Origin of the sequence: Lysinibacillus phoenicis (assembly GCF_047238325.1) — a bacterium.
GTDB lineage: Bacteria > Bacillota > Bacilli > Bacillales_A > Planococcaceae > Lysinibacillus > Lysinibacillus irui.
On sequence record NZ_JBDFMP010000002.1, the window covers coordinates 2,930,961 to 2,956,875 of the forward strand.

The following is a 25,915-nucleotide window of genomic DNA, read 5'->3' on the forward strand; positions in this document are numbered from 1 at the left end:
GGGGATGGGCCCGTTCTCTATCAGCATTCATTCTATAAATTTTAAATCTAAAACATACAATTTTGAGGAGGCAATCTCTAATGGCTAAAGAAAAATTTGACCGTTCTAAAACGCATGCTAACATTGGTACAATCGGACACGTTGACCATGGTAAAACTACTTTAACTGCTGCAATCGCTACAGTTCTTTCTAAAAAAATGGGTGGTACAGCTAAATCTTACGCTGACATCGATAACGCTCCAGAAGAAAAAGAGCGTGGTATCACAATCAATACTTCTCACGTAGAATACGAAACAGCTACTCGTCACTATGCACACGTTGACTGCCCAGGACACGCTGACTATGTTAAAAACATGATCACTGGTGCTGCTCAAATGGACGGCGGTATCTTAGTAGTATCTGCTGCTGATGGCCCAATGCCACAAACTCGTGAACACATCCTTTTATCTCGTCAAGTAGGTGTTCCATACTTAGTAGTATTCATGAACAAATGTGATATGGTTGACGATGAAGAATTATTAGAATTAGTAGAAATGGAAATCCGTGACCTACTATCTGAATATGACTTCCCAGGTGACGATATTCCTGTAATCAAAGGTTCTGCTCTTAAAGCTCTTGAAGGTGAACCAGAATGGGAAGAAAAAATCGTTGAATTAATGGACGCTGTAGATTCTTACATCCCAACTCCAGAACGTCAAACTGACAAACCATTCATGATGCCAGTAGAGGACGTATTCTCTATCACTGGTCGTGGTACAGTTGCAACTGGCCGTGTTGAACGTGGTCAAGTTAAAGTTGGTGACGTAGTTGAAATCATCGGTATTGCTGAAGAAGCTAAATCTACTACTGTAACTGGTGTAGAAATGTTCCGTAAATTATTAGACTATGCTGAAGCTGGAGACAACATCGGTGCTTTACTTCGTGGTGTAGCTCGTGAAGAAATCCAACGTGGTCAAGTATTAGCTAAACCAGGTTCAATCACTCCACACACTAACTTCAAAGCTGAAGTTTACGTTTTATCAAAAGAAGAGGGTGGCCGTCATACTCCATTCTTCTCTAACTACCGTCCTCAGTTCTACTTCCGTACAACTGACGTAACAGGTATCTGTAACTTACCAGAAGGCGTTGAAATGGTAATGCCTGGTGACAACATCGAAATGACAGTTGAACTTATCGCTCCAATCGCTCTAGAAGAAGGTACTAAATTCTCTATCCGTGAGGGTGGCCGTACTGTAGGCGCTGGCGTAGTTGCTTCTATCCAAAAATAATTTTAGCTTATGCTAATTTCAAACCAATCTGTAGGGACGCCTACAGATTGGTTTTTTTGTGTTAAAATAAAGGGAAAATAAGGTTTTTATTAGTTTATGTGTATATAGTTGTTAGCATGTCATTTAGAAAAAATATTTAAAAAGAAAGGCGTTTTGAATATGGAAATGAAAATATTGCTGATTGAAGATGATCCTTCTATTTTTAGGATGATTCAAGAACGGTTTGCGCAGTGGTCATTACATGTTTTCGGACCTAAAAATTTTCAAAAAGTAATGGATGATTTTATAGAGGAGAAGCCTCATCTTGTGCTAATCGATATTCAATTGCCTGCCTTTGACGGCTTTCACTGGTGTCGAGAAATCCGTCATCTTTCAAAAGTACCAATTCTTTTTCTATCTTCCCGAGATCATCCTATGGATATGGTAATGGCCATGCAAATGGGGGCAGATGATTTTATACAAAAGCCCTTTCATATGGAAGTGTTACTTGCAAAAGCACAGGCTATATTGCGAAGAACATATGACTATGTTGATGATAAAATGGACGTCACACGTTTTAATGATGCTGTTATTGATTATGCTAGAAGTGAAATTATGTATGACGGGAGTATCGCTTCATTAACTAAAAATGAGCTCTTTATATTACGGATTTTAGTAGAAAATGCTAATCATATTGTTTCGAGAGATGAGTTAATGAGAAAACTGTGGGATGATGAACGTTTTGTAAACGATAATACTTTGTCGGTAAATGTTAATCGATTACGTACAAAGTTAGAGGATATTGGTTTACGTGATGTGATTCAAACGAAAAAAGGCCTGGGGTATATGGCAGTGAGCCAAGGGATGTGAGTAATTTGATATTATTTATTAGAGAACGCATTGCATGGATAGGCTTTTTTATCTTCATTATTGTAATGTTAAATATGTTATTTCTTCTAGATGTTGGTTTAAATAGTGTCTCCATTTGGTATGTTAACGTTAGTTTGCTTGTTAGCTTTTCACTTTTTTTGATGTGGCGTTATATTTTTGAAGTTGGGAAATTAAAAGATTTCCTGGGAAATATGGATAGCCATCTTGATGATGCACATAAGGGCGGACTTGCTTTAACTCCTTTTCAGGATGTATGCTTTCGAAAAGTTGAAGATATCCTTGATGAGAAGAACAGGGAATTAAATCAAGCTAAAGTGCAGCTACAAGAGTATTCAGATGAGTTATTGGCATGGGTTCATGAAGTAAAGGCACCTTTAACAACCATTAATTTAATGTTAGAACATGTTGAAGACTTACAACTGCGTCGAAAATTAGAGAATGAATGGCTGAGGTTACATCTTTTGGTTGACCAACAGCTGCATCTAACAAGGTTAGCCTCAATTGAAAAGGATAATTATTTAAATAAAGTTGAACTGAAACCGATCGTATATAAAGAAATCAGGGATTTGCAAGCATGGTGTATTGAAAAGGGGATTGGCTTTGAAGTCGATGAGCTCAAAGAGTCGGTTACAACGGATCCTAAATGGCTGGCGTTTATTGTTCGACAAATACTCTCAAATGCCATCAAGTATAGTCCAGCAAGTTCTGAAATAACGATCTTTACTGAACTTGACCCAACCGGAGCCACTTTATTACATATTAAAGATGTAGGTATTGGAATACCATTGGAAGATCTACCTAGAATTTTTCAAAAATCGTATACAGGAACAGCAGGAAGAGAATCCTCACAATCTACAGGAATGGGTCTTTATTTAGCGTATAATGTAGCCCAGAAAATTGGTATTCGTATTAGTGTTCAATCGAGTGTTGGGGAAGGCTCATTATTTACGTTGCGTTTCCCATTACAAAATGAATATATCAAACTAACAGGTAGATGACGAAAATGTCACCTACCTTTTTATATTGTCATGTAAAACGCACGAATGTTCAGATGTGACAGGGTACACTTGGAATATAGAAAGGGGCGCTATCAAGTGACAGTTTTAATTGGTCGTAAGATAAAGAAAGTATATGGTAAAAAATCAACCGCTCAAGAAGTATTAAAGGGTATTGATTTAGAAGTGAATAAAGGTGAGTTCGTAGGGATTATGGGTCCTTCTGGCTCTGGGAAAACAACACTTTTAAACGTCTTATGCTCAATTGACTTTGCGACAGAAGGTGTTATTGAAATAAACGGTCATAATTTGCGTGGTATGAAAGAAAAGGCTTTAGCGAACTTCCGTCGAGAGCAGCTTGGTTTCATTTTTCAAGATTATAATTTACTGGACACTTTAACAGTAAAGGAGAATATTCTTCTACCGTTAGCGATCAGTAAGTTACCGAAAGCTGTTGCAGAAAGTAGAGTGAAGGAACTCACATCCTTACTAGGTATCACTGAAATTTTAAATAAATATCCTAACGAAATATCAGGTGGGCAAAAACAGCGTACATCTGCTGCCCGTGCACTTATTACGAATCCATCGTTAGTGTTTGCTGACGAGCCTACTGGTGCATTAGATTCAAAATCAGCCACAGCCTTGCTCCAAAATCTACAAAACATTAATGAGACAAAAGAAGCGACAATCATGATGGTTACGCATGATGCTGTCGCTGCAAGCTTCTGTACACGTGTTTTATTTTTAAAAGACGGTCATATTTATAGTGAGCTATATAAAGGCGATAAAACAAGACAGGCTTTCTTTCAGGAAATCATGCATACTCAAGGTGTGCTAGGCGGTGATGGTTATGAGTCTTAGTAAGTTAGTGCTAAAGAGTATGAAGAAAAATATGAAGCACTACTATCTATATTTTTTTGCACTTATTTTTAGTGTTACTTTATATTTTTCCTTTGTAACATTGCAAAATAATTCTGAAGTATGGGACGCTGTTCAAATGAGCGGAACGGCCACAGCAGGATTTAAGGCAGCAACTTATATTCTATATTTTATCGTTTTGTTCTTCGTCCTATATGCAAATCACTTATTTATGAAGCGACGTAGCAAGGAAATCGGCTTGTACCAATTGATAGGCATGACAAAGGGATTGATTGTCCGTTTATTAGCAATCGAAAACATTTTATTATTTGTTGGGGCTGTTATTTTAGGAATGCTTGCTGGTTTCTTTAGCTCTCGTGTATTTGCGATGATTTTATTACGTGTACTTGAAAAAGAAGCGCTTGTAACTATGACGTTTAGTACACAGGCATTACAGCAGTCAATGATTGTCTTTACCATTCTTTTAATCATTGTCCTTGTACAGATGGCTTGGATGATCCATCACGTTTCATTATTATCATTATTTAGCGCAGCCAAACAAGCAGACGAGCGTGTAAGACGTTTTAGTGCATTACAAATGGCAATTGGCTTTATTGGGCTTGTCCTGATTGTTTATGGCTACTATGCGTCAACAAAGTTATTTGATATTGAATCTGCAGGTAACCTATTTATCAATATGATTATCATATTAGCTACTACAATAGGCGGGACATTCCTTGTCTTTCGTTTCTCAGTCGCATTTATTATGAATACGATTCGTTTAAAGAAAAAAGGGCATCTATCAATTCGAGATGTACTAGCATTAACGCCAATTATGCATCGTATGAAGAGTAACGCAAAGTCTTTAACACTTATCACCGTGTTAACTGGTGTATCGCTAGGTGTAACGACTTTATCCTATATCGCCTACTATTCGTCAGAGGCATCTGCATATAGCCAAGTACCAGGTGATTTCATTCTGCTTGAGGGGCAAGGTACTCAATTTTTAGATGAGTTAGAGAACAATAACATTGCCTATGATAAAGTAGATTATCGTTTACAAGGTGTAACAGCTTCGGTAGGTCAATTAATGTCTAAAAAGCAAAAGGATAATCCTTTATATACAATGGAAGGAACCATTTATACCATTCCACTTTCGGATTATCAGCAAAGTGTTCCAGAAGCCTCATTAACAGGTAACGATGTTGTTTTAACAAACTATGGAGGGTATATGGCCGAGATGTTCCCCTTAGAGAAGGATCATGACTTAAATGTAACGGCAGGGGAGCTGAAGGAAACATTTCACGTTGTAGAAGTTCATGATAAAAGTATTATTAGTGGTGTTGTAACAGCTGGTGGTGGCGGCCCAATCTTTGTTGTGACAGATGATATGTTTACAAAATTATCTACACAATCAGAGTTTTATCCTTGGCACCAACAAACAACCATTACTTTAAAGTCAAAAGAGGAGTTAGAAAGAGCAGAGGAACTATATATTCAAACTAATGCGGGTGTTGTTACGGCTACAGAACCTGAAGGTGAGACACAGCAATATACTCAATCATCTTATGAAGGGAAACGTAAAGATAATATTGAGTCATTAGGTCTTACAATCTTTACAACAGCATTTTTAGGATTAGCATTTTTAATGACGACTGGTAGTATTCTATACTTCAAACAAATGTCAGAGGCAGAGGAAGAGCGTGGTTCCTATACGATCCTAAGAAAAATTGGTTTTGCAGAAAGAGATATAATGAAGGGTATATATATGAAGCAAGCGTTTAATTTTGGTGTTCCATTAGTTATTGGCTTACTGCATAGCTATTTTGCTGTTAAATCAGGTTGGTTCTTATTTGGCACCGAGTTAACGGCCCCATTATGGATTGCGATGTGCTGTTATATCGCTTTATATACAATTTTCGCCATCCTTTCGGTAGGGTACTATAAAAAAGTGGTACGAGAATCATTGTAACAATTTAATAATGAGAAACTCAAAACAGTGTGATGATTCTATTTCACACTGTTTTTATTTTGAAACCGTGAAAATCCTTGACTTTCAATTATCAGAATAATAAAGTTTAACATGTTAGTAATTTAGCAAGTGAAAGTGAAGTGTGGTTATGAATGCAGTTATAATGGCGGTAGCCGTTATGTTAATATTAAGCTTACTCCGAATTAATGTGGTTCTTTCCTTAGTTTTAGGAGCCTTTGTTGGTGGCCTGACAAGTGGGATGGGCATTGAAGCAACCGTCCAATCCTTTACAGAAGGGTTAGGGGCAGGAGCAACAATTGCTTTAAGCTATGGTCTTCTTGGCGGTTTTGCTATTGCCATTGCCAAAACAGGAATACCAGAATTAATGATTGCTGGAATGTTAAACATCCTCAACGGAGAAAGTAATAGAAAAGGGTTAGTGAAGGTCTTAATTTTTTTCCTTATTTTCGTGATGTCTATTTTATCTCAAAATGTCATTCCTATTCATATTGCTTTTATTCCATTAATGATTCCTCCCATTTTAAAAATTTTAAATATGTTGGAAGTTGATCGACGTATAATTGCAACCCTAATTGCTGTAGGCTTAATAGGTACTTACAGTTTTGTGCCTGCTGGTTTTGGAGCGATTTTTCAAGATATCGTGGCAACGCAAGTGTCGGAGGCTGGAATGACAGTATCTTCACGTGATGTTCCTGCAGCAATGGCGATCCCAGTGCTAGGCATGCTGGTAGGGTTGATTATGGCTTTCATTATTTATCGTAAGCCACGACAGTATAGACAGGATGATGTGGAGACGGAATCATTAAATGTTAACGTCACCAAGTATGTTATGTTTTCTACTGGACTTGCATTAGTTGTAGCGTTATGTGCGCAAGTACTAACAGATTCAATGATTGTAGGTTCGTTCGCTGGCATTATGATCATGTATTTTACAGGTGCGCTTAAATGGAAAGAGGCAGATGATATTCTATCTGAAGGAATGAAGATGATGGCCTTTATCGGGTTTGTAATGATTGCGGCAAATGGTTTCGCAGCAGTTATTAATGCTACTGGCGATGTGGACAGTTTAATTACAAGCTCTATTACTATTCTACAAGGAAATAGAAGTCTAGCGATCTTTATCATGTTGGTTGTTGGTTTAGTTGTAACGATGGGGATTGGTTCATCGTTCGCAACAGTGCCTATTATTGCTACGTTATTTGTTCCTTTAGCACAAGGGTTAGGATTGAGTCCTTTAGCAATACTATGTTTAATTGGTACGGCAGGTGCGTTAGGAGATGCAGGCTCTCCAGCTTCAGATTCAACACTTGGACCGACTGCAGGTTTAAACGTAGACGGACAGCACCATCATATTTGGGATACCTGTGTCCCGACATTTATTTTTATTAACATTCCCCTGATTGTATTTGGCTGGATTGCCTGTGTTTTCTTTTTATAAGTTAGAAGTAGTTTCTATAAACTATAGAGACTACTTCTAACAAGTTGTTTGAAATGTCCGAAAACGTTGATATAACAACCTTAAGTGTTGCATTATGTTTTAAAATTTTATATACTAGTAAACGGCTTAAATAAGCGAAGAAAATAGTAGTACTAAGAATATCTGCAACATTTAAAAGAATTTAGCGAAAAGACTTGCTTATTCTTTTTTTATTGTATATAATGTTGAATGTTGGTCTTTGACTGCGATGAAGCGAGAGGTTGCCGACACACCCGGCCGCTTTGCCATGGCGGTGTGTGGGAGAATTTTCGTGGAGAATGTCTAGAAAATAGGCGAGAAGGAGGGAAAATAATGGCAAAACAAAAGATTCGTATTCGTTTAAAAGCGTATGATCACCGTATTTTAGATCAGTCTGCTGAGAAAATTGTGGAAACTGCAAAACGTTCAGGTGCAAGTGTATCAGGTCCGATTCCACTTCCAACTGAGAAGTCTGTGTACACAATTCTTCGTGCGGTTCACAAGTATAAAGATTCTCGTGAACAATTCGAGATGCGTACGCATAAACGTCTGATCGATATCGTTAACCCAACACCACAAACTGTTGATGCGTTAATGAAACTTGATTTACCATCTGGCGTTGATATCGAAATCAAACTTTAATGGTAAAAACAATATAACTTTTTAAAACTTACAGGAGGTGTGACAAATGGCTAAAGGAATCTTAGGTAGAAAAATTGGTATGACACAAGTTTTCGCTGAAAACGGCGATTTAATCCCGGTAACAGTTATCGAAGCTACTCCAAACGTAGTTCTTCAAAAGAAAACTGTTGAAACAGACGGCTACGAAGCAATTCAAGTTGGTTTCGAAGATAAGCGCGTTAAGCTTTCTAATAAACCAGAACAAGGTCACGTAGCAAAAGCGAACACTGCTCCTAAGCGCTTCATTCGTGAATTCCGCAACGTGAACGTGGAAGAATACGAAGTTGGTCAAGAAGTCAAAGTAGAAATTTTCGCAGAAGGCGATGTAATTGATGTAACAGGTGTTACTAAAGGTAAAGGTTTCCAAGGTGTTATCAAACGCCACGGTCAATCTCGTGGTCCAATGGCCCACGGTTCTCGTTACCACCGTCGTCCTGGTTCAATGGGTCCAGTTGCTCCGAACCGCGTATTCAAACAAAAGAAATTACCTGGTCAAATGGGTGGCAATGTAGTTACAATCCAAAACTTAGAAATCGTGAAAGTTGATACAGATCGTAACTTACTACTTGTTAAAGGTAATGTTCCTGGTTCTAAAAAAGCTCTAGTTACAGTAAAAACTGCAATTAAAGCTAAGTAATCACTTCAGGAAAGGAGGAAACAGGAATGACAAAAGTATCTGTACTTAGTCAAACAGGTGCTTCAGTTGGTGAAATCGAATTAAACGATGCGATCTTCGGAATCGAGCCAAATGAAGCAGTATTATTCGACGCTGTAGTAGCTCAACGTGCTTCTCTTCGTCAAGGTAATCACAAGGTTAAAAACCGTTCTGAGGTTGCTGGTGGTGGTCGTAAACCATGGCGTCAAAAAGGAACTGGTCGTGCTCGTCAAGGTTCTATCCGTTCTCCACAATGGCGCGGCGGTGGTATCGTATTCGGTCCTACTCCACGTAGCTACTCTTATAAATTACCTAAAAAAGTTCGTCGTTTAGCTCTTAAATCAGCTTTATCAGCTAAAGTAGTAGAACAAAACTTCTTAGTTCTTGATGCTCTAACTCTAGCAGCACCAAAAACAAAAGAATTCACAAAAATTCTTAAAGATCTTTCTTTAGAGAAAAAATCTTTATTCGTAACTGCTGACCTAGATGAAAACGTAGCATTATCTGCTCGTAACATCCCAGGTGTAACAGTTTTAACTGCAAATGGAATCAACGTTCTTGATCTATTAGGTCATGATAAAGTTGTATTCACTAAATCTGCAGTAGAAAAAGTTGAGGAGGTGCTTGGATAATGGAAGCACGTGATATTTTAAAACGTCCGGTCATTACTGAGCGTTCTTCAGAACTTATGGCAGAGAAAAAGTATACTTTCGAAGTAGACACTCGCGCTAACAAAACTCAAGTAAAAGACGCTGTAGAAGAAATCTTTGGCGTAAAAGTTGAGAAAGTAAACGTTCTTAACTACAAAGGTAAATTCAAGCGTGTTGGCCGTTACGGTGGTTACACTAACAAACGTCGTAAAGCGATTGTTAAATTAACTGCTGATAGCAAAGAAATCGAATTATTCGAAATGTAATCCTTAATGGATATATGATTTGAACACTCAAGAAGGAGGGAAACACAATGGCGATTAAAAAGTATAAACCTACCTCTAATGGTCGTCGTAACATGACGTCATTAGACTTTGCGGAAATTACAACTAACAAGCCTGAGAAATCATTGCTTGAACCAACTAAACGCAAAGCTGGTCGTAACAACCAAGGTAAAATCACTGTTCGTCATCATGGTGGTGGTCATAAGAAGCAATACCGTGTTATCGATTTCAAACGTGTTAAAGATGGCATTCCGGCAAAAGTTGCTACTATTGAATATGATCCAAACCGTTCTGCGAATATCGCATTAATCAACTACGCTGATGGAGCAAAAGCTTACATCTTAGCACCAAAAGGTCTAGAGGTTGGTCAAACAATCGTTTCTGGTCCAGATGCTGATATTAAAGTAGGTAACGCATTACCATTAGCAAACATTCCAATGGGTACAACAATCCATAACATCGAGTTAAAACCTGGTAAAGGTGGACAATTAGTACGTTCAGCTGGTACTTCTGCTCAAGTACTTGGTCGTGAAGATAAGTACGTAATCGTTCGTCTACAATCTGGTGAAGTACGTTTAGTTTTAGCTACTTGCCGCGCTACAATCGGTCAAGTTGGTAACGAACAACACGAACTTGTACACATCGGTAAAGCAGGTCGTAGCCGTTGGTTAGGTAAACGCCCAGAAGTTCGTGGTTCTGTAATGAACCCTAACGATCACCCACACGGTGGTGGTGAAGGACGTTCTCCAATCGGACGTAAATCACCAATGACTCCTTGGGGTAAACCAGCACTTGGTTACAAAACTCGTAAGAAGAAAAACAAATCGGATAAATTTATCATCCGTAGTCGTAAAAAATAAAGTGATTAAACTACGGTTCTATGTGAGAGCCGTGGTGGAATCACGGAGGGAGGTTCCTACATGGGTCGCAGCTTGAAAAAAGGACCTTTTGTTGATGACCACTTAATGAAAAAAGTGGAAGCACAAGAGGCTTCTGAGAAAAAACAAGTTATTAAAACTTGGTCACGCCGTTCTACAATCTTCCCGAACTTCATCGGTTTAACGATTGCTGTATATGATGGACGTAAACATGTTCCTGTATACGTAACAGAAGATATGGTAGGCCATAAACTTGGTGAGTTCGCACCGACACGTACTTACAAAGGTCACGGTGCAGACGACAAGAAAACAAGACGCTAATTTTGAGAGGAGGTAAATCCTAATGACACAAGCTAAAGCTATCGCTCGTACAGTACGCATTGCTCCTCGTAAAGTACGTCTAGTTGTAGACTTAATCCGAGGTAAGCAAGTTGGTGAAGCAGTTGCAATTTTACGTCATACTCCAAAAGCGGCGTCTCCAGTCGTTGAGAAAGTATTAAAATCTGCAGTTGCTAACGCTGAGCACAATTACGATCTTGACATCAACTCTTTAGTAGTTTCTGAAGTATTTGTTGACGAAGGTCCAACATTAAAACGTTTCCGTCCACGTGCACAAGGACGTGCAAGCGCAATTAACAAACGCACAAGCCACATTACTCTAGTGGTATCTGAGAAGAAGGAGGGTTAATCCGTGGGTCAAAAAGTACATCCAATAGGACTACGCGTTGGTATTATTCGTGACTGGGAGTCAAAATGGTACGCTGAAAAAGACTATGCAACTCTACTTCACGAAGACATCAAAGTGCGTAAATATATTGAAACGGCTCTTAAAGACGCTTCTGTTTCTAAAGTAGAAATCGAACGTGCTGCAAACCGTGTAAACATTACAATTCACACTGCGAAACCAGGTATGGTAATCGGTAAAGGTGGTACTGAAGTTGAAAACCTTCGTAAATACCTTAGCGATTTAACTGGTAAACGTGTACACATCAACATTATCGAAATCAAACGTGCTGATCTTGACGCTCGTCTAGTAGCTGAAAACATCGCTCGTCAATTAGAAAACCGTGTATCATTCCGTCGTGCGCAAAAGCAAGCGATCCAACGCACAATCCGCGCTGGTGCAAAAGGAATTAAAACACAAGTATCTGGTCGTTTAGGTGGCGCTGATATCGCGCGTGCTGAACATTATAGTGAAGGAACTGTTCCACTTCATACTCTACGTGCTGACATCGACTATGCACACGCAGAAGCTGATACTACTTACGGTAAATTAGGCGTTAAAGTATGGATCTACCGTGGTGAAGTTCTTCCTACGAAGAAATCTGTGGAAGGAGGCAAATAATATGTTATTGCCTAAACGCGTTAAATACCGTCGTGAACACCGCGGCAACATGCGTGGCGAAGCGAAAGGCGGTAAAGAAGTAACTTTCGGCGAATGGGGCTTACAAGCTCAAACTGCTAGCTGGATTACTAACCGTCAAATCGAATCTGCTCGTATCGCGATGACTCGTTACATGAAACGTGGCGGTAAAGTTTGGATTAAAATCTTCCCACATAAACCTTACACTAAAAAACCTCTAGAAGTCCGCATGGGTTCTGGTAAAGGTTCTCCTGAAGGTTGGGTAGCAGTAGTTAAACCAGGAAAAGTAATGTTCGAAATTGCTGGCGTATCTGAAGAAGTTGCACGTGAAGCACTTCGTTTAGCATCACACAAACTTCCTGTTAAATGTAAGATCGTAAAACGTCAAGAAACTGGTGGTGAATCTAATGAAAGCTAATGAAATCCGTGACCTTGCTACTTCTGAAATAGAATTAAAAGTGAAATCACTGAAAGAAGAGCTTTTCAACCTTCGCTTCCAATTGGCGACTGGTCAATTAGAAAACACAGCTCGTATTCGTGAAGTGCGTAAAGCAATCGCGCGTATGAAAACTGTTATTCGTGAAAGAGAAATCAGTGCAAATAACTGATAAAGGAGGTTTTCAAGTATGACTGAGCGCAATCAACGCAAAGTTTACACGGGCCGCGTTGTTTCAGATAAAATGGACAAAACTGTAACTGTTTTAGTTGAAACTTACAAAAAGCACAAGCTTTATGGTAAGCGTGTAAAATACTCTAAAAAGTTTAAAGCTCATGATGAGTTAAACACAGCGAAAATCGGTGATATCGTACGTATCATGGAAACTCGCCCGCTATCAGCTACTAAACGTTTCCGTCTAGTAGAAGTTGTAGAAAAAGCGGTTATTATTTAATAACTATTTCGGAACAACCAATTTCCGAAGGGAGGTAACCTAAGTGATCCAACAAGAAAGTCGTATGAAAGTTGCTGACAACTCAGGTGCACGTGAAGTTCTTACAATTAAAGTGCTTGGTGGCTCTGGCCGTAAAACTGCTAACATCGGTGATATCGTTGTTTGTACAGTTAAGAAAGCAACACCAGGTGGCGTTGTCAAGAAGGGTGACGTTGTTAAAGCTGTTATCGTTCGTACTAAATCAGGCGTTCGTCGTAAAGACGGCACGTACATCAAATTTGATGAAAATGCTTGTGTAATTATTCGTGATGATAAATCACCACGCGGAACTCGTATTTTCGGACCTGTTGCACGTGAACTACGTGACAGCAACTTCATGAAAATCGTTTCTCTAGCTCCAGAAGTTCTTTAATTTCATGACAGTGCCAATCAAGGAGGTGCGACAGCATGCATGTAAAAAAAGGTGACAAGGTTAAGGTGATCACTGGTAAGGATAAAGGCAAAGAAGGCGTAATCCTTGCAGCTTACCCAAAACAAGATCGCGTTCTTGTTGAAGGTGTGAACATCGTGAAAAAACACGTTAAACCTAACCAATTGAATCCACAAGGTGGTATTGTAAGCCAAGAGGCTGCAATTCACGTTTCGAACGTAATGCTAATCGATCCTAAATCTGGCGAGCCGACTCGTGTAGGTTATAAAATCGAAAACGGTAAAAAAGTTCGTGTAGCAAAAAAATCAGGTGCAGTAATCGACTAATTAGTATAAATAGAAGGGAGGTACACACATGAGCCGCCTAAAAGAAAAATATTTAAATGAAGTTTCACCTGCTCTTATGAGCAAATTTGGATATAAATCAGTTATGCAACTACCAAAAGTTGAGAAAATCGTTATCAACATGGGTGTTGGTGATGCAGTTCAAAACTCAAAAGCGCTAGATGCAGCTGTTGAAGAATTAACAATTATCACTGGTCAAAAACCAGTAGTAACTAAAGCGAAAAAATCGATCGCAGGTTTCCGTCTTCGTGAAGGTATGCCTATCGGTGCTAAAGTTACATTACGCGGTGAGCGTATGTATGAATTCTTGGACAAATTAATTTCTATCTCACTACCTCGTGTACGTGACTTCCGTGGTGTTTCTAAAAAAGCATTCGATGGTCGCGGTAACTACACTTTAGGTGTTAAGGAACAATTAATTTTCCCAGAAATCGATTACGATAAAGTTTCAAAAGTACGCGGTATGGACATCGTGATCGTAACGACAGCGAATTCTGACGAAGAAGCTCGCGAGTTATTGACACAATTCGGTATGCCGTTCCAAAAGTAATCAAACAAGGAGGGCGAAAACGTGGCTAAAAAATCTATGATCGTTAAACAACAACGTAAGCAAAAGTTTAAAGTGCAAGAGTATACACGTTGTGAACGCTGTGGTCGTCCACATTCAGTATATCGCAAATTCAAACTTTGCCGTATTTGTTTCCGAGAACTTGCATATAAGGGACAAATTCCTGGCGTGAAAAAAGCCAGCTGGTAATCCCCTAATTTGGGAAGGAGGTAAATGTAATGACAATGACTGATCCGATTGCAGATATGCTTACTCGCATTCGTAATGCGAACATGGTTCGTCACGAGAAGTTAGAAGTACCAGCTTCCAACGTGAAAAAAGAGATCGCTGAAATTTTAAAGCGTGAAGGTTTCGTACGTGACGTAGAATACGTGGAAGACAACAAACAAGGTATCATCCGTATCTTCTTAAAATACGGTAAAGATAACGAGCGTGTTATCACTGGCTTAAAACGTATTTCTAAACCTGGATTACGTGTATATGCTAAAACAAATGAAGTACCTAAAGTATTGAACGGTCTTGGTATCGCTTTAGTGTCAACTTCACAAGGTTTATTAACAGATAAAGAAGCTCGCGCTAAACAAGTTGGCGGAGAAATTCTAGCATACGTTTGGTAATTAGCAATAAATGAATGGAGGTGCAACTAAATGTCTCGTGTAGGTAAAAAAATTATCGAGGTACCTGCTAACGTAACTGTTACTGTTGATGCAAACAACACTGTTACTGTTAAAGGTCCTAAAGGCGAACTTGTTCGTTCTTTCCACCAAGATATGAAAATTGAGCAAGAAGGTAACGTAATCACTGTATCTCGTCCTTCTGAATCAAAAGAACACCGCACAAACCACGGTACTACTCGTGCGCTTCTTGCGAACATGGTTACTGGTGTTTCTGCAGGTTTCGAAAAAGCTTTAGAACTTATCGGTGTTGGTTACCGTGCGCAATTACAAGGTAAAAAACTTGTACTTAACGTTGGTTACTCTCATCCAGTAGAGTTCACACCTGAAGATGGTCTTGAAATTGAAGTTCCTTCTAACACTAAAATCATCGTTAAAGGTATCAGCAAAGAACGCGTTGGTGCTCTTGCATCTAACATCCGTGACGTTCGTCCACCAGAGCCTTATAAAGGTAAAGGTATTCGTTATGAAGGCGAATATGTACGTCGTAAAGAAGGTAAAACAGGTAAATAATGCTGCTTAAGCATTAGAAAGGAGTGACCCTTGTGATTACGAAACAAGATAAAAATCAGGTTCGTAAAAAACGTCATGCTCGTGTACGTTCTAAAATTTCGGGTACTGCTGAGCGTCCACGCTTAAACGTATTCCGTTCTAACAAGAACATTTACGCGCAACTTATCGATGACGTAGCAGGCGTAACAATTGTTAGCGCATCTTCTCAAGAAAAAGGTTTCGAAGGTGCTGGTAGCAATGTTGACGCAGCAACTAAAGTCGGTGAAACAATCGCAAAACGCGCTACGGAAAAAAATATTACTGCTGTAGTATTTGACCGTGGTGGTTACTTATATCATGGACGCGTTAAAGCTTTAGCTGAAGCTGCACGTGAGAACGGTTTAGAATTTTAATAAGAAGGAGGGACACATTTCATGAGTCGTATTGACGCAAACAAACTTGGAGAACTTGAAGAACGCGTAGTTACTATTAACCGTGTTGCTAAAGTTGTTAAAGGTGGACGTCGCTTCCGCTTCACAGCATTAGTTGTAGTTGGCGATAGAAACGGTCATGTTGGTTTCGGTACTGGTAAAGCTCAAGAGGTGCCAGATGCTATCCGCAAAGCTGTTGAAGATGCGAAGAAAAACTTAATCGAAGTGCCACGCGTAGGTGGAACAACTCCACACTTAGTGCAAGGTCGCTTTGGTGCAGGAGAAATCCTAATCAAACCTGCTGCTCCTGGTACAGGAGTTATCGCTGGTGGTCCAGTACGTGCCGTACTAGAACTTGCTGGTATTACTGATATTCTTTCAAAATCACTTGGATCTAACACACCAATTAACATGGTGCGTGCTACAATTCAAGGTTTAACTGAATTAAAACGCGTAGAGGACGTAGCTAAATTACGTGGTAAATCAGTGGAAGAACTATTAGGATAAGGGGGGAAAGATAATGGCTAACAAATTAGAAATCACCCTTACTAAATCTGTGATTGGTACTAAACCTGCACAACGCAAAACTGTTGAAGCTTTAGGTTTACGTAAATTACACCAAACTGTAGAGAAAGCTGATAACGCAGCTACTCGCGGTATGCTTGATAAAGTAGCTCACTTAGTTACTGTAAAAGAAATTTAATTTTCAATTATTGAACAAGGAGGTGCCACCCACTATGAAACTGCATGAGTTAAAACCAGCAGAAGGTTCTCGTAAGCAACGCAATCGCGTTGGTCGTGGTATCGGTTCTGGTAACGGTAAAACAGCAGGTAAAGGTCATAAAGGTCAAAACGCTCGTTCTGGTGGCGGTGTACGCCCAGGCTTTGAGGGCGGTCAAAACCCATTATTCCGTCGTTTACCTAAACGTGGCTTTACGAACATCAACCGTAAAGAATACGCGATCGTTAACCTTGATGCTTTAAACCGTTTCGAAGACGGTGCAGAGGTAACTGCTGCATTATTACTTGAAACTGGTCTAGTGAGTAACGAAAAAGCTGGAATTAAAGTTCTTGGCAACGGAACTCTTAATAAAAAGCTTACTGTTAAGGCTCATAAATTCTCAGCTTCAGCTAAAGAAGCAATTGAGAATGCCGGCGGAACTACTGAGGTGATTTAATGTTTCAGACAATCTCTAACTTTATGCGTGTTCGAGATATAAGAAATAAAATCATTTTCACTCTTTTAATGTTAATCGTTTTCCGTATTGGAACATTTGTTCCGGTACCTAACGTTGACGCTAATGTATTAAAGGCAACTGATGAGTTTAACCTCGTTGGTTTCCTCAATACTTTTGGCGGTGGTGCTTTAAAGAACTTCTCCATCTTTGCGATGGGGATTATGCCTTACATCACAGCCTCAATCATTGTTCAGTTATTGCAAATGGACGTAGTACCGAAATTTGCTGAGTGGGCAAAGCAAGGTGAAGTCGGAAGACGTAAGCTTGCACAATTCACTCGCTACTTTACTATTATTCTTGCTTTTATCCAATCATTCGCAATGTCATTCGGTTTTAACAGAATGTACGGTGGATCATTGATTAAAGAAGAAGGCGTTCTAACGTATGTTACAATTGCTATAGTATTGACAGCGGGTACAGCATTCCTAGTATGGCTTGCTGAGCAAATTACTGCTCATGGTGTTGGTAATGGTATTTCTGTTGTCATTTTCGCAGGTATCGTTGCAGCATTGCCTACAGGAATTAACCAAATCTTTGCACAGCAAATCGAGGGTGCAGGAGATAAATTATTTATCAACATCATCATCCTTGCGTTGCTTGTATTAGTTTTATTAGCAGTTGTTGTTGGAGTTATTTACGTGCAACAAGCACTTCGTAAAATTCCAATTCAATATGCAAAACGAGTTACTGGGCGTAACCAACAGACGGGTGGTCAACAAACGCATTTACCGTTAAAAGTAAATGCTGCAGGGGTTATTCCTGTAATCTTTGCTTCGGCGTTTCTGATGACACCTCGTACGATAGTTCCGTTCTTCGGTGAAAATAATGTAACAACATTCATTAATAACACTTTTGATTATACAAAACCTGTTGGGATGATTATTTATGTTGCATTAATCATCGCGTTCACATATTTCTATGCATTCGTACAAGTGAATCCAGAAAATGTGGCAGATAACTTGAAAAAACAAGGTGCTTATATTCCGGGTATTCGTCCTGGTGAAAACACTCAAACGTATTTAACAAGCGTGTTATATCGACTGACATTTGTCGGCGCGATTTTCTTAACTGTTATTTCTGTAATGCCGATTATATTCATAAACTTTATGAATTTACCTGCTTCAGTGCAGATCGGTGGTACTAGTATTATTATCGTAGTCGGCGTAGCGCTGGAAACGATGAAGCAGCTAGAATCTCAACTTGTTAAACGTCACTACAAAGGCTTTATGAAGTAATGTTGGTTTTTAGGGAACGTTCCATCGTTTCCTTAAATCAGCAAACCTTTTGTGGGAGGAATATTTCCTAATGAATATCGTTTTAATGGGTCTGCCAGGTGCTGGTAAAGGCACACAGGCAGATAAAATTGTTGAGAAGTACGCAATTCCTCATATTTCTACAGGCGATATGTTCCGTGCTGCAATCAAAGAAGGTACTGAACTAGGCTTACAAGCTAAATCGTTTATTGATCAAGGTGCACTTGTACCAGATGAAGTAACGATTGGTATTGTTCGTGAGCGACTGGCTAAACCTGACTGTGAAAAGGGATTCTTACTTGATGGATTCCCACGTACTGTTCCTCAAGCTGAAGCTTTAGATAGCATCCTTGCTGATCTAAATAAAGCGATTGAGCATACAATTAACATTCAAGTTGAAAAAGATGAGTTAATCGCTCGTCTATCAGGTCGACGTATTTGTAAAACTTGTGGTACTTCTTATCATTTAATTTTCAACCCTCCAGCTGAGGAAGGAAAATGTGATAAAGATGGTGGCGAGCTTTATACACGTGCAGATGATAATCCTGAAACGGTTGCGAACCGTCTGGAAGTAAATATGAAACAAGCACAACCTTTACTTGATTTCTATAAAGCAAAAGGTGTGTTAACTAATATAGATGGACAGCAAGATATTAACAAAGTGTTTGCTGATCTTGATGCTCTTTTACAGGGCAGCCGCAGCTGATACCCGGCTCCGGGCGCAGAATACTGCTTCCGCGGGAGGCATGCGGGAGCAACAACGAAACATAATTTTTTTGAGAGTTGCAAAAGCATATTGTGCCCGGTATATATTTCTACCAAAAAGTGCAACATACCTTTTGGAGGAGTATAATGGGTTTCGTGGAAGCATCTGTGTAACGGGTATGAATATCTCATCCAAGACATTCCGGTATTCGTGTAAACATGGGAGATTCAGTGCCCTTACTGGTTCTGTATATTCCGTGGATTGTGTGAAGCGAAACCAGACGAGCGTCTTTCAAACATCTCTCATACAATCCAAACATATGTTGAAACGAGGTTGCTTCTATAGTTGCAGCAGATATCCGTTTGATGTAACGATGAGAACTTTAATTTGCATATAGAGAGGAGACAGAGTAGATGGCGAAAGATGATGTAATTGAAGTCGAAGGGACAGTTGTTGAGACTTTGCCAAACGCGATGTTTAAGGTAGAATTAGAAAATGGACATGTGATTCTAGCACACGTATCTGGTAAGATTCGTATGCACTTTATCCGTATTCTACCTGGAGATAAGGTTACTATCGAGTTATCTCCTTATGATTTAACTCGCGGTCGTATCACATACCGTTTTAAATAATCTTTTGCGCTCCGGACTACTAAGGAGGTTAGGTTAGATGAAAGTGAGACCATCTGTGAAACCGATCTGCGAAAAATGTAAAGTAATTCGCCGACGCGGTAAAGTAATGGTAATCTGTGAAAATCCTAAACATAAACAAAAACAAGGTTAATTCTAAAGGAGGTGCACAACGTACATGGCACGTATTGCTGGTGTTGATATTCCTCGCGACAAACGCGTGGTAATTTCATTAACGTACATTTTCGGTATTGGTAAAACTACAGCTCAGAAAGTACTAGCTGATGCAGGTATTTCAGAAGATACACGCGTACGCGACTTAACTGAAGATGAGTTAAACAAAATCCGTGAACAATTAGATTCTTACAAACTTGAAGGTGACTTACGTCGCGAAACTTCATTAAACATTAAACGTCTGATGGAAATCGGTTCATTCCGTGGTATCCGTCACCGTCGTGGCTTACCTGTTCGTGGTCAAAATACGAAGAACAATGCGCGTACGCGTAAAGGTCCTCGTAAAACAGTTGCGAACAAGAAAAAATAATTGGTAAAGGAGGTTCCTTCTTAACATGGCTCGTAAACAACAAACTCGTAAACGTCGTGTGAAAAAGAATATCGAATCTGGTATTGCACACATTCGTTCTACATTTAACAATACAATCGTAACGATTACAGATATGCAAGGTAACGCTGTATCTTGGTCAAGTGCTGGTGCTCTTGGTTTCCGTGGTTCACGTAAATCTACACCATTCGCTGCTCAAATGGCTGCAGAAACTGCTGCTAAAACATCCCTTGAACATGGTCTGAAAACGTTGGAAGTAACTGTTAAAGGTCCTGGTGCTGGTCGTGAAGCTGCTATTCGTGCACTTCAAGCTGCTGGTTTAGAAGTAACTGCTATTAAAGACGTTACTCCAGTTCCTCATAATGGTTGCCGTCCGCCAAAACGTCGTCGCGTGTAATGGGTGCGTCTCATATTGTATGAGAACATCATTTTTTGTACAGACTGTCTTGTGCAGATAATAAACGATACGTCATTGACGATCGAATCTATGATGGAAAGAACCTATACATTCGATGTTTTGAAGGAGGGTAAATAAAATGATCGAAATTGAAAAACCAAAGATTGAAACGGTGGAGATCAGCGAAGATTCCAAATATGGAAAGTTTGTTGTAGAACCGCTTGAACGCGGATATGGAAACACTTTGGGTAATTCTTTACGTCGTATCCTTCTGTCTTCATTACCAGGAGCTGCTGTCACTTCAATTCAAATTGATGGTGTTCTTCACGAATTCTCAACTGTAGAAGGCGTAGTAGAAGATGTAGCTTCAATCATTTTGAACGTGAAAAAACTAGCTCTTAAAATCTACTCTGACGAAGAAAAAGTTATTGAGATTGATGTAAAAGGCGATGGTACAGTTACGGCTGCTGACATTACACATGACAGTGACGTAGAAATTTTAAACCCAGATCTATATATTGCAACAATCGCTAAAAACGGTCATTTACGTATGCGTATGTATGCACAACGTGGCCGTGGTTACACTCCTGCTGATCAAAACAAACGTGAGGATCTTCCTATCGGCGTGATCCCGATCGACTCTATTTACACTCCAGTATCACGCGTCAATTTCCAAGTGGAAAATACTCGTGTTGGTCAGTCTTCTGACTACGACAAACTTTCTCTTGATGTGTGGACAGATGGCAGCATCGGTCCGAAAGAGGCGATTTCGCTCGGAGCAAAAATTTTAACCGAGCATCTTAACATCTTCGTTGGCATGACGGATGAGGCACAAACTGCTGAAATCATGGTCGAAAAAGAAGAAGATCAAAAAGAAAAAGTTTTAGAGATGACTATCGAAGAGCTTGATCTTTCTGTTCGTTCTTACAACTGTTTAAAACGCGCTGGTATTAATACAGTACTAGAACTTGCGAATAAATCAGAAGACGATATGATGAAAGTTCGTAACCTTGGACGTAAGTCACTAGAAGAAGTAAAAGCGAAGTTAGAAGAGCTTGGTTTAGGATTACGCAAAGAAGACTAAGCGATTTAAAACAACTAACAAGATCAGATTTTTTTCTATAAAGGAGGGAAACATCCATGGGTTACAGAAAACTTGGTCGTACAAGTTCTCAACGTAAAGCGATGTTACGTGACTTAGCTACTGATTTAATCATTAACGAGCGTATCGAAACTACTGAGGCTCGCGCTAAAGAAGTACGTAAAGCTGTTGAAAAAATGATTACTTTAGGTAAACGCGGAGATTTACACGCACGCCGTCAAGCTGCTGCATTCATCCGTCGTGAACTAGTAACAACGACTGATGCTGAAGGTAACGAAACAACATCATTTGCACTTCAAAAGTTATTTGATGATGTTGCACCACGTTATGCAGAGCGTCAAGGTGGTTACACTCGTATTCTTAAAGTAGGTCCTCGTCGTGGTGACGGTGCACCTGTTGTTGTGATTGAACTAGTTTAATCATAAGAGAAAACTTGTGGTGAAGAGGGTGGGAATCACCACCCTCTTTCTTTATAAATGATTTATACGACAAATAATTAAGCTGAGCGTTATGATGAGCGGACACTCTATGTGGTGTGGCGTCTCGTTTAGCTCTCCGCACCTCATTCAGGAGAAATAAGGGCTTGAGCACCCGTATTTCTTGTAAATGTAACGACTAGCGCATTTCTATCGAATGAGGTGCGCGCTTTTTTATTATTAAAGACAGCGCCAATTTGTGGTGCTTTTTTTAATATATGGATTTTATTTTGTTATCCATTACCCTATTATTAGTTTGACTTGTTATTGTAGTATTTTTCTTTTATCGACATACGGAATGTAGTAGAATTCATACATAAAAAAGTGTAAGTTAGTTAGTAGAGCAGAGCATGGAGAGAGGAGTACTAGATATGCCTGAAATTTTATCTTTAAATAATGTGACTTTTTCATATACGCCAGAAGATCAAGCTAGCCGTAATGCTGTCGAAAACGTTAGCTTTGCAGTTGAAGAAGGTGAATGGATTGCCATAGTAGGTCATAATGGATCTGGTAAATCCACAATCGCTAAGTTGATGAATGGTTTATTATTTCCTCAACAAGGAGATGTACGTATATTACGTGAGCCTTTAAGTGAAGATAACCTTTGGGAGTCCCGCTCTTTAATGGGAATGGTATTTCAAAACCCTGACAATCAATTTGTCGGCGCAACCGTGCAAGATGATGTAGCATTTGCACTCGAAAATAACGGTGTACCTTTTGAGGATATGGTAAAGCGTGTCCATGCAGCACTGGAGCAAGTAAAAATGAGCCAGTTTTTAGACCATGAACCGCATCATCTATCAGGAGGGCAAAAACAGCGTGTTGCCATCTCTGGAGCACTTGCATTAAAGCCAAAGCTTCTTATTTTAGATGAGGCTACATCTATGTTAGATCCACAGGGGCGTGCAGAGGTGTTGCAAACTGTCCAGACCTTACGTGCGGAAACAGGATTAACAGTTATATCGATTACACATGATTTAGAAGAGGCGATGCTAGCAAATCGTGTTCTTTTTATGAATGATGGCAAGAAATTTGCAGAAGGTACACCTGCTGAAATCTTTGCACTCGGGGACACGCTAGTTGAATTCGGACTGGATTTACCATTTGCCTTGAAGTTATCAAAGCTATTGCAAAAGGAAGGTGTTCCGTTAATGGGACAACATATGACAGAAGAAGAGTTGGTGAATGATTTATGGACATCAAACTTCAACAAGTAAGCTATGCCTATTCGCAGGGGACGCCTTTTGAAAAGCGGGCTCTTTTCGATGTAGATTTTGATATCCCCTCCCATACTTATCAAGCGATTATTGGCCATACTGGTTCTGGTAAATCGACTATTCTTCAGCATTTTAACGCACTTCTAAGACCTACTTCAGGAGAAGTACATATTGGGGATCGCATTATTGTAGCTGGTAAAAAAGCAAAGGATTTAAAAGCTGTACGTCAAAAGGTCGGTATTGTCTTTCAGTTTCCAGAGCATCAATTATTTGAAGAAACGGTTTTAAAGGATATTATGTTTGGCCCTATGAACTTTGGAGTATCAGAGGAGGAAGCAGAAGCTCGTGCAAGGGAACTTGTTAGCTTAGTTGGTTTACCTGACAACGTACTTGAGAAATCCCCATTCGATTTATCAGGCGGTCAAATGCGTCGAGTGGCGATTGCAGGTGTTTTAGCAATGGACCCAGAGGTTATTGTATTAGATGAACCTACGGCTGGTCTTGATCCACGAGGTCAAAAAGAAATTATGGATATGTTTTATCAGCTTCATCAAGAACGACATCTCACAACAATTTTAGTAACACATAGTATGGAGGATGCGGCACGATATGCGGATAATATTGTGATTATGCATGAAGGTAAGAATGTCTTAAGTGGAACACCACGGGATATTTTTAAAGATGTAGAAACATTAAAGAGTTTCCGCTTAGAGCCACCACGTATTGTTCGCTTTCAGCAGAGGGTTGAGCATATGATAGGACGTTCCTTCTCTAAGGTTTGCTTAACAGAGGAGGAGCTTGCAGCTGAAATTGCTCAAGGCCTAAGAGAGGAGCGTGGAGAGCCATGATGGAAAAAATGATATTTGGACGCTTCCTCCCTGGTGATTCACCTGTGCATAAACTGGATCCAAGGTCTAAGCTCATTTTCGTCTTTGCGTTTATTATTATTGTCTTTTTGGCGAATAATACAGTGACATACGCTATGTTACTGGCATTTACACTATTGGTAGTTTTAATATCACGGATTCGCCTATATTTTTTAATTAATGGATTAAAGCCTGTTATCTTTCTGATGGCCTTCACATTCCTTCTTCATATATTTATGACAAAAGAAGGCGTTCCTATTTTTGAATCAAAGTTCATTACCATTTATGATGAAGGAATTAGACGAGGGATCTATATTTCTATACGATTTCTAGTATTAGTCTTTATGACGTCGATTTTAACATTAACAACATCACCTATTTCTATTACAGATGGTATTGAGGTGCTTCTAAATCCATTAAAAGCATTGAAGGTACCAGTACATGAATTGGCTTTAATGATGTCTATCTCATTGCGTTTTATTCCGACCTTAATGGATGAAACAGATAAGATTATGAAAGCACAAATGGCACGAGGTTCAGACCTATCCTCTGGACCGATAAAAGATAGAATAAAAGCTGTCGTACCATTGCTTGTACCTCTCTTTGTCAGTGCCTTTAAGCGAGCTGAGGACTTAGCAACAGCGATGGAGGTAAGAGGCTATCGTGGTGGTGAAGGTCGTACTAGATATCGTAGACTAAAATGGGATATGGGCGACACATTTGCGCTTGTGCTATTAGTAGCAATAGGCGTATTGCTATTCTTCTATAGAAGTTAAAAGGAGTAAGCTTTATGCGACGATTAAAAGTAATTATCAGCTATGATGGAACGCATTTCTCAGGCTATCAAGTACAGCCTGGGGAACGTACAGTGCAGGCTGAACTGGAGCGAGTACTAGCTATTATGCATAAAGGGGAAAAGATTAAAGTAACTGCAAGTGGGCGTACAGATGCTAGAGTTCATGCAACAGGGCAAACATTGCATTTTGATACACCACTCTCCATTCCAACAGAAAAGTACCACAAGGCATTGAATGTACAGCTACCTAGAGATATTCGTGTATTATCGGTAGAGGAAGTGGCAAATGACTTTCATGCACGCTACAGCGTTGTAGGGAAAAGATACCGCTATATATGGTCTTGTGAGCTTATTCAAAGCCCATTCCGCAGACATTACACGGTTGAGACAAATGGGGTTAAGCCTAATGTTGAGGCAATGCAGGAGGCAGCAAAGGCTATAATCGGTACACATGACTTTTCGTGCTTTTGTGCAGCGAATACAAGTGTGAAGGATAAGGTACGCACGGTTAAGACTCTGCAATTTGAATGGCATGGAGAAGAGCTTCATATGGTGATTGAAGGTAATGGCTTTTTATATAATATGGTGCGTATTATTGCAGGTACACTTTGGGAGGTTGGTGTAGGTCGTCGTACAATAGACAACTTGGCACTTGTAGTCGCTTCTGAAGATCGTGATAAAGCCGGAAAAACCGCGCCACCACAAGGGTTATACTTAGAAAAGGTGTTCTATTAGTGGGGTTCTGAAATTCTGAACAACATCACCAGGTGTTTAATGAAATTGCTTGACTTTAGAAGTCATTCATTATATGATAACAGATGGTATTTTCATTACCACCACAAATAAGCCCCGAAACTTATAGTGTAGTTTAATGAAAAATAACGGTAATCGAA

Annotated in this window: 39 protein-coding genes and 1 pseudogene; all 40 read left to right on the top strand. The window is 39.5% G+C overall.

Annotated elements, in window-relative coordinates:
* Positions 1 to 80: 80 nt before the first annotated feature.
* The 40 genes and pseudogenes from tuf to truA all read left to right on the top strand — a co-directional run bounded on the left by tuf (position 81) and on the right by truA (position 25,757).
* Complete coding sequence (gene tuf / locus ABC382_RS16015; protein ID WP_274794957.1) at positions 81 to 1,268, top strand: elongation factor Tu; 1,188 nt, start codon at positions 81 to 83, stop codon at positions 1,266 to 1,268.
* Positions 1,269 to 1,427: 159 nt separating this feature from the next.
* Positions 1,428 to 2,117: a response regulator transcription factor gene (locus tag ABC382_RS16020; protein ID WP_274794956.1), complete on the top strand. Its 690-nt coding sequence runs from the start codon at positions 1,428 to 1,430 to the stop codon at positions 2,115 to 2,117.
* Positions 2,114 to 3,136 carry a sensor histidine kinase gene (locus tag ABC382_RS16025; protein ID WP_322823672.1) on the top strand — a complete coding sequence of 341 codons (1,023 nt, stop codon included), beginning with the start codon at positions 2,114 to 2,116 and terminating at the stop codon, positions 3,134 to 3,136. The genes ABC382_RS16020 and ABC382_RS16025 overlap by 4 nt, the downstream gene beginning before the upstream one ends.
* A gap of 96 nt (positions 3,137 to 3,232) precedes the next feature.
* Positions 3,233 to 3,994: an ABC transporter ATP-binding protein gene (locus ABC382_RS16030; protein WP_274794954.1), complete on the top strand. Its 762-nt coding sequence runs from the start codon at positions 3,233 to 3,235 to the stop codon at positions 3,992 to 3,994.
* A complete protein-coding gene (locus tag ABC382_RS16035; RefSeq protein ID WP_322611857.1) occupies positions 3,984 to 5,963 on the top strand; it encodes an ABC transporter permease in 1,980 nt (659 codons plus the stop codon). Before ABC382_RS16030 ends, ABC382_RS16035 begins: the two co-directional genes overlap by 11 nt.
* 148 nt (positions 5,964 to 6,111) lie before the next feature.
* A complete protein-coding gene (locus ABC382_RS16040; RefSeq protein ID WP_274794952.1) occupies positions 6,112 to 7,422 on the top strand; it encodes a Na+/H+ antiporter family protein in 1,311 nt (436 codons plus the stop codon).
* 351 nt (positions 7,423 to 7,773) lie between these two features.
* Positions 7,774 to 8,082, top strand: coding sequence for a 30S ribosomal protein S10 (rpsJ, locus tag ABC382_RS16045; protein WP_004233624.1), 309 nt, complete (start codon positions 7,774 to 7,776; stop codon positions 8,080 to 8,082).
* A 46-nt stretch (positions 8,083 to 8,128) separates the two neighbouring features.
* Positions 8,129 to 8,758 carry a 50S ribosomal protein L3 gene (rplC, locus tag ABC382_RS16050; protein WP_004233625.1) on the top strand — a complete coding sequence of 210 codons (630 nt, stop codon included), beginning with the start codon at positions 8,129 to 8,131 and terminating at the stop codon, positions 8,756 to 8,758.
* A 26-nt stretch (positions 8,759 to 8,784) separates the two neighbouring features.
* Positions 8,785 to 9,408 (top strand): 50S ribosomal protein L4, encoded by a 624-nt coding sequence (rplD, locus tag ABC382_RS16055; protein WP_004233626.1) that lies wholly within the window; start codon positions 8,785 to 8,787, stop codon positions 9,406 to 9,408.
* On the top strand, positions 9,408 to 9,692 hold the full coding sequence (rplW, locus tag ABC382_RS16060) for a 50S ribosomal protein L23 (protein ID WP_004233628.1): 285 nt from the start codon (positions 9,408 to 9,410) through the stop codon (positions 9,690 to 9,692). Before rplD ends, rplW begins: the two co-directional genes overlap by 1 nt.
* A gap of 47 nt (positions 9,693 to 9,739) precedes the next feature.
* Positions 9,740 to 10,570 (top strand): 50S ribosomal protein L2, encoded by an 831-nt coding sequence (rplB, locus tag ABC382_RS16065; RefSeq protein WP_036124661.1) that lies wholly within the window; start codon positions 9,740 to 9,742, stop codon positions 10,568 to 10,570.
* Between the two features lie 60 nt (positions 10,571 to 10,630).
* Positions 10,631 to 10,909 (top strand): 30S ribosomal protein S19, encoded by a 279-nt coding sequence (gene rpsS / locus ABC382_RS16070; protein WP_004233637.1) that lies wholly within the window; start codon positions 10,631 to 10,633, stop codon positions 10,907 to 10,909.
* A 22-nt stretch (positions 10,910 to 10,931) separates the two neighbouring features.
* Positions 10,932 to 11,276 carry a 50S ribosomal protein L22 gene (gene rplV / locus ABC382_RS16075; protein ID WP_004233639.1) on the top strand — a complete coding sequence of 115 codons (345 nt, stop codon included), beginning with the start codon at positions 10,932 to 10,934 and terminating at the stop codon, positions 11,274 to 11,276.
* Between the two features lie 3 nt (positions 11,277 to 11,279).
* Entirely contained in the window at positions 11,280 to 11,933 is a 654-nt protein-coding gene (gene rpsC / locus ABC382_RS16080; protein ID WP_004233642.1) for a 30S ribosomal protein S3, read from the top strand.
* Position 11,934: 1 nt separating this feature from the next.
* Complete coding sequence (rplP, locus tag ABC382_RS16085) at positions 11,935 to 12,369, top strand: 50S ribosomal protein L16 (protein WP_004233644.1); 435 nt, start codon at positions 11,935 to 11,937, stop codon at positions 12,367 to 12,369.
* Entirely contained in the window at positions 12,359 to 12,559 is a 201-nt protein-coding gene (rpmC, locus tag ABC382_RS16090; protein WP_004233646.1) for a 50S ribosomal protein L29, read from the top strand. The genes rplP and rpmC overlap by 11 nt, the downstream gene beginning before the upstream one ends.
* 18 nt (positions 12,560 to 12,577) lie before the next feature.
* Entirely contained in the window at positions 12,578 to 12,841 is a 264-nt protein-coding gene (rpsQ, locus tag ABC382_RS16095; RefSeq protein WP_004233648.1) for a 30S ribosomal protein S17, read from the top strand.
* A gap of 43 nt (positions 12,842 to 12,884) precedes the next feature.
* Entirely contained in the window at positions 12,885 to 13,253 is a 369-nt protein-coding gene (rplN, locus tag ABC382_RS16100) for a 50S ribosomal protein L14 (protein WP_004233650.1), read from the top strand.
* A gap of 35 nt (positions 13,254 to 13,288) precedes the next feature.
* Entirely contained in the window at positions 13,289 to 13,597 is a 309-nt protein-coding gene (rplX, locus tag ABC382_RS16105) for a 50S ribosomal protein L24 (RefSeq protein WP_053482809.1), read from the top strand.
* 28 nt (positions 13,598 to 13,625) lie between these two features.
* Complete coding sequence (gene rplE, locus ABC382_RS16110; protein WP_004233654.1) at positions 13,626 to 14,165, top strand: 50S ribosomal protein L5; 540 nt, start codon at positions 13,626 to 13,628, stop codon at positions 14,163 to 14,165.
* A 21-nt stretch (positions 14,166 to 14,186) separates the two neighbouring features.
* Positions 14,187 to 14,372 (top strand): type Z 30S ribosomal protein S14, encoded by a 186-nt coding sequence (locus ABC382_RS16115; RefSeq protein WP_004233656.1) that lies wholly within the window; start codon positions 14,187 to 14,189, stop codon positions 14,370 to 14,372.
* Between the two features lie 29 nt (positions 14,373 to 14,401).
* The gene (gene rpsH / locus ABC382_RS16120; protein ID WP_004233658.1) at positions 14,402 to 14,800 is read left to right on the top strand and encodes a 30S ribosomal protein S8; all 399 of its coding nucleotides are present in this window, start codon (positions 14,402 to 14,404) and stop codon (positions 14,798 to 14,800) included.
* Positions 14,801 to 14,830: 30 nt separating this feature from the next.
* Positions 14,831 to 15,370 (top strand): 50S ribosomal protein L6, encoded by a 540-nt coding sequence (rplF, locus tag ABC382_RS16125; protein WP_274794950.1) that lies wholly within the window; start codon positions 14,831 to 14,833, stop codon positions 15,368 to 15,370.
* A 32-nt stretch (positions 15,371 to 15,402) separates the two neighbouring features.
* A complete protein-coding gene (gene rplR, locus ABC382_RS16130) occupies positions 15,403 to 15,762 on the top strand; it encodes a 50S ribosomal protein L18 (RefSeq protein WP_274794949.1) in 360 nt (119 codons plus the stop codon).
* A gap of 21 nt (positions 15,763 to 15,783) precedes the next feature.
* Positions 15,784 to 16,287 (top strand): 30S ribosomal protein S5, encoded by a 504-nt coding sequence (gene rpsE / locus ABC382_RS16135; RefSeq protein ID WP_004233664.1) that lies wholly within the window; start codon positions 15,784 to 15,786, stop codon positions 16,285 to 16,287.
* A 13-nt stretch (positions 16,288 to 16,300) separates the two neighbouring features.
* On the top strand, positions 16,301 to 16,483 hold the full coding sequence (gene rpmD / locus ABC382_RS16140; RefSeq protein ID WP_004233668.1) for a 50S ribosomal protein L30: 183 nt from the start codon (positions 16,301 to 16,303) through the stop codon (positions 16,481 to 16,483).
* 34 nt (positions 16,484 to 16,517) lie between these two features.
* Positions 16,518 to 16,958: a 50S ribosomal protein L15 gene (gene rplO, locus ABC382_RS16145; RefSeq protein ID WP_004233670.1), complete on the top strand. Its 441-nt coding sequence runs from the start codon at positions 16,518 to 16,520 to the stop codon at positions 16,956 to 16,958.
* Positions 16,958 to 18,253 (top strand): preprotein translocase subunit SecY, encoded by a 1,296-nt coding sequence (secY, locus tag ABC382_RS16150; RefSeq protein ID WP_274794948.1) that lies wholly within the window; start codon positions 16,958 to 16,960, stop codon positions 18,251 to 18,253. Before rplO ends, secY begins: the two co-directional genes overlap by 1 nt.
* Before the next feature lie 70 nt (positions 18,254 to 18,323).
* A complete protein-coding gene (locus tag ABC382_RS16155; RefSeq protein WP_274794947.1) occupies positions 18,324 to 18,977 on the top strand; it encodes an adenylate kinase in 654 nt (217 codons plus the stop codon).
* Positions 18,978 to 19,226: 249 nt separating this feature from the next.
* Positions 19,227 to 19,304, top strand: a pseudogene (locus tag ABC382_RS16160) (type I methionyl aminopeptidase); the annotation flags it as partial.
* Between the two features lie 86 nt (positions 19,305 to 19,390).
* The gene (infA, locus tag ABC382_RS16165) at positions 19,391 to 19,609 is read left to right on the top strand and encodes a translation initiation factor IF-1 (RefSeq protein ID WP_004233690.1); all 219 of its coding nucleotides are present in this window, start codon (positions 19,391 to 19,393) and stop codon (positions 19,607 to 19,609) included.
* Between the two features lie 37 nt (positions 19,610 to 19,646).
* Positions 19,647 to 19,760 (top strand): 50S ribosomal protein L36, encoded by a 114-nt coding sequence (rpmJ, locus tag ABC382_RS16170; protein ID WP_000868344.1) that lies wholly within the window; start codon positions 19,647 to 19,649, stop codon positions 19,758 to 19,760.
* Positions 19,761 to 19,784: 24 nt separating this feature from the next.
* Entirely contained in the window at positions 19,785 to 20,150 is a 366-nt protein-coding gene (gene rpsM, locus ABC382_RS16175) for a 30S ribosomal protein S13 (RefSeq protein ID WP_004233729.1), read from the top strand.
* Between the two features lie 25 nt (positions 20,151 to 20,175).
* Entirely contained in the window at positions 20,176 to 20,565 is a 390-nt protein-coding gene (gene rpsK / locus ABC382_RS16180; RefSeq protein ID WP_004233731.1) for a 30S ribosomal protein S11, read from the top strand.
* A 139-nt stretch (positions 20,566 to 20,704) separates the two neighbouring features.
* Complete coding sequence (locus ABC382_RS16185; RefSeq protein ID WP_004233733.1) at positions 20,705 to 21,649, top strand: DNA-directed RNA polymerase subunit alpha; 945 nt, start codon at positions 20,705 to 20,707, stop codon at positions 21,647 to 21,649.
* Positions 21,650 to 21,705: 56 nt separating this feature from the next.
* Entirely contained in the window at positions 21,706 to 22,086 is a 381-nt protein-coding gene (gene rplQ, locus ABC382_RS16190; RefSeq protein ID WP_012296051.1) for a 50S ribosomal protein L17, read from the top strand.
* 428 nt (positions 22,087 to 22,514) lie between these two features.
* Positions 22,515 to 23,360 (top strand): energy-coupling factor ABC transporter ATP-binding protein, encoded by an 846-nt coding sequence (locus ABC382_RS16195; protein WP_322611855.1) that lies wholly within the window; start codon positions 22,515 to 22,517, stop codon positions 23,358 to 23,360.
* Complete coding sequence (locus tag ABC382_RS16200) at positions 23,336 to 24,208, top strand: energy-coupling factor ABC transporter ATP-binding protein (protein ID WP_322605798.1); 873 nt, start codon at positions 23,336 to 23,338, stop codon at positions 24,206 to 24,208. The genes ABC382_RS16195 and ABC382_RS16200 overlap by 25 nt, the downstream gene beginning before the upstream one ends.
* Entirely contained in the window at positions 24,205 to 25,002 is a 798-nt protein-coding gene (locus ABC382_RS16205; RefSeq protein ID WP_274794944.1) for an energy-coupling factor transporter transmembrane component T family protein, read from the top strand. Before ABC382_RS16200 ends, ABC382_RS16205 begins: the two co-directional genes overlap by 4 nt.
* A 14-nt stretch (positions 25,003 to 25,016) precedes the next feature.
* Positions 25,017 to 25,757 (top strand): tRNA pseudouridine(38-40) synthase TruA, encoded by a 741-nt coding sequence (gene truA, locus ABC382_RS16210; protein WP_274794943.1) that lies wholly within the window; start codon positions 25,017 to 25,019, stop codon positions 25,755 to 25,757.
* The last annotated feature ends 158 nt before the right edge of the window (positions 25,758 to 25,915 follow it).

Coding starts and splice junctions, on each gene's coding strand:
- tuf (WP_274794957.1), top strand. CDS start 81: ATGGCTAAAGAAAAATTTGACCGTTCTAAAACGCATGCTAACATTGGT.
- ABC382_RS16020 (WP_274794956.1), top strand. CDS start 1,428: ATGGAAATGAAAATATTGCTGATTGAAGATGATCCTTCTATTTTTAGG.
- ABC382_RS16035 (WP_322611857.1), top strand. CDS start 3,984: ATGAGTCTTAGTAAGTTAGTGCTAAAGAGTATGAAGAAAAATATGAAG.
- ABC382_RS16040 (WP_274794952.1), top strand. CDS start 6,112: ATGAATGCAGTTATAATGGCGGTAGCCGTTATGTTAATATTAAGCTTA.
- rpsJ (WP_004233624.1), top strand. CDS start 7,774: ATGGCAAAACAAAAGATTCGTATTCGTTTAAAAGCGTATGATCACCGT.
- rplC (WP_004233625.1), top strand. CDS start 8,129: ATGGCTAAAGGAATCTTAGGTAGAAAAATTGGTATGACACAAGTTTTC.
- rplD (WP_004233626.1), top strand. CDS start 8,785: ATGACAAAAGTATCTGTACTTAGTCAAACAGGTGCTTCAGTTGGTGAA.
- rplW (WP_004233628.1), top strand. CDS start 9,408: ATGGAAGCACGTGATATTTTAAAACGTCCGGTCATTACTGAGCGTTCT.
- rplB (WP_036124661.1), top strand. CDS start 9,740: ATGGCGATTAAAAAGTATAAACCTACCTCTAATGGTCGTCGTAACATG.
- rpsS (WP_004233637.1), top strand. CDS start 10,631: ATGGGTCGCAGCTTGAAAAAAGGACCTTTTGTTGATGACCACTTAATG.
- rplV (WP_004233639.1), top strand. CDS start 10,932: ATGACACAAGCTAAAGCTATCGCTCGTACAGTACGCATTGCTCCTCGT.
- rplP (WP_004233644.1), top strand. CDS start 11,935: ATGTTATTGCCTAAACGCGTTAAATACCGTCGTGAACACCGCGGCAAC.
- rpmC (WP_004233646.1), top strand. CDS start 12,359: ATGAAAGCTAATGAAATCCGTGACCTTGCTACTTCTGAAATAGAATTA.
- rpsQ (WP_004233648.1), top strand. CDS start 12,578: ATGACTGAGCGCAATCAACGCAAAGTTTACACGGGCCGCGTTGTTTCA.
- rplX (WP_053482809.1), top strand. CDS start 13,289: ATGCATGTAAAAAAAGGTGACAAGGTTAAGGTGATCACTGGTAAGGAT.
- rplE (WP_004233654.1), top strand. CDS start 13,626: ATGAGCCGCCTAAAAGAAAAATATTTAAATGAAGTTTCACCTGCTCTT.
- rpsH (WP_004233658.1), top strand. CDS start 14,402: ATGACAATGACTGATCCGATTGCAGATATGCTTACTCGCATTCGTAAT.
- rplF (WP_274794950.1), top strand. CDS start 14,831: ATGTCTCGTGTAGGTAAAAAAATTATCGAGGTACCTGCTAACGTAACT.
- rpsE (WP_004233664.1), top strand. CDS start 15,784: ATGAGTCGTATTGACGCAAACAAACTTGGAGAACTTGAAGAACGCGTA.
- rpmD (WP_004233668.1), top strand. CDS start 16,301: ATGGCTAACAAATTAGAAATCACCCTTACTAAATCTGTGATTGGTACT.
- rplO (WP_004233670.1), top strand. CDS start 16,518: ATGAAACTGCATGAGTTAAAACCAGCAGAAGGTTCTCGTAAGCAACGC.
- secY (WP_274794948.1), top strand. CDS start 16,958: ATGTTTCAGACAATCTCTAACTTTATGCGTGTTCGAGATATAAGAAAT.
- ABC382_RS16155 (WP_274794947.1), top strand. CDS start 18,324: ATGAATATCGTTTTAATGGGTCTGCCAGGTGCTGGTAAAGGCACACAG.
- infA (WP_004233690.1), top strand. CDS start 19,391: ATGGCGAAAGATGATGTAATTGAAGTCGAAGGGACAGTTGTTGAGACT.
- rpmJ (WP_000868344.1), top strand. CDS start 19,647: ATGAAAGTGAGACCATCTGTGAAACCGATCTGCGAAAAATGTAAAGTA.
- rpsM (WP_004233729.1), top strand. CDS start 19,785: ATGGCACGTATTGCTGGTGTTGATATTCCTCGCGACAAACGCGTGGTA.
- rpsK (WP_004233731.1), top strand. CDS start 20,176: ATGGCTCGTAAACAACAAACTCGTAAACGTCGTGTGAAAAAGAATATC.
- ABC382_RS16185 (WP_004233733.1), top strand. CDS start 20,705: ATGATCGAAATTGAAAAACCAAAGATTGAAACGGTGGAGATCAGCGAA.
- rplQ (WP_012296051.1), top strand. CDS start 21,706: ATGGGTTACAGAAAACTTGGTCGTACAAGTTCTCAACGTAAAGCGATG.
- ABC382_RS16195 (WP_322611855.1), top strand. CDS start 22,515: ATGCCTGAAATTTTATCTTTAAATAATGTGACTTTTTCATATACGCCA.
- ABC382_RS16200 (WP_322605798.1), top strand. CDS start 23,336: ATGGACATCAAACTTCAACAAGTAAGCTATGCCTATTCGCAGGGGACG.
- ABC382_RS16205 (WP_274794944.1), top strand. CDS start 24,205: ATGATGGAAAAAATGATATTTGGACGCTTCCTCCCTGGTGATTCACCT.
- truA (WP_274794943.1), top strand. CDS start 25,017: ATGCGACGATTAAAAGTAATTATCAGCTATGATGGAACGCATTTCTCA.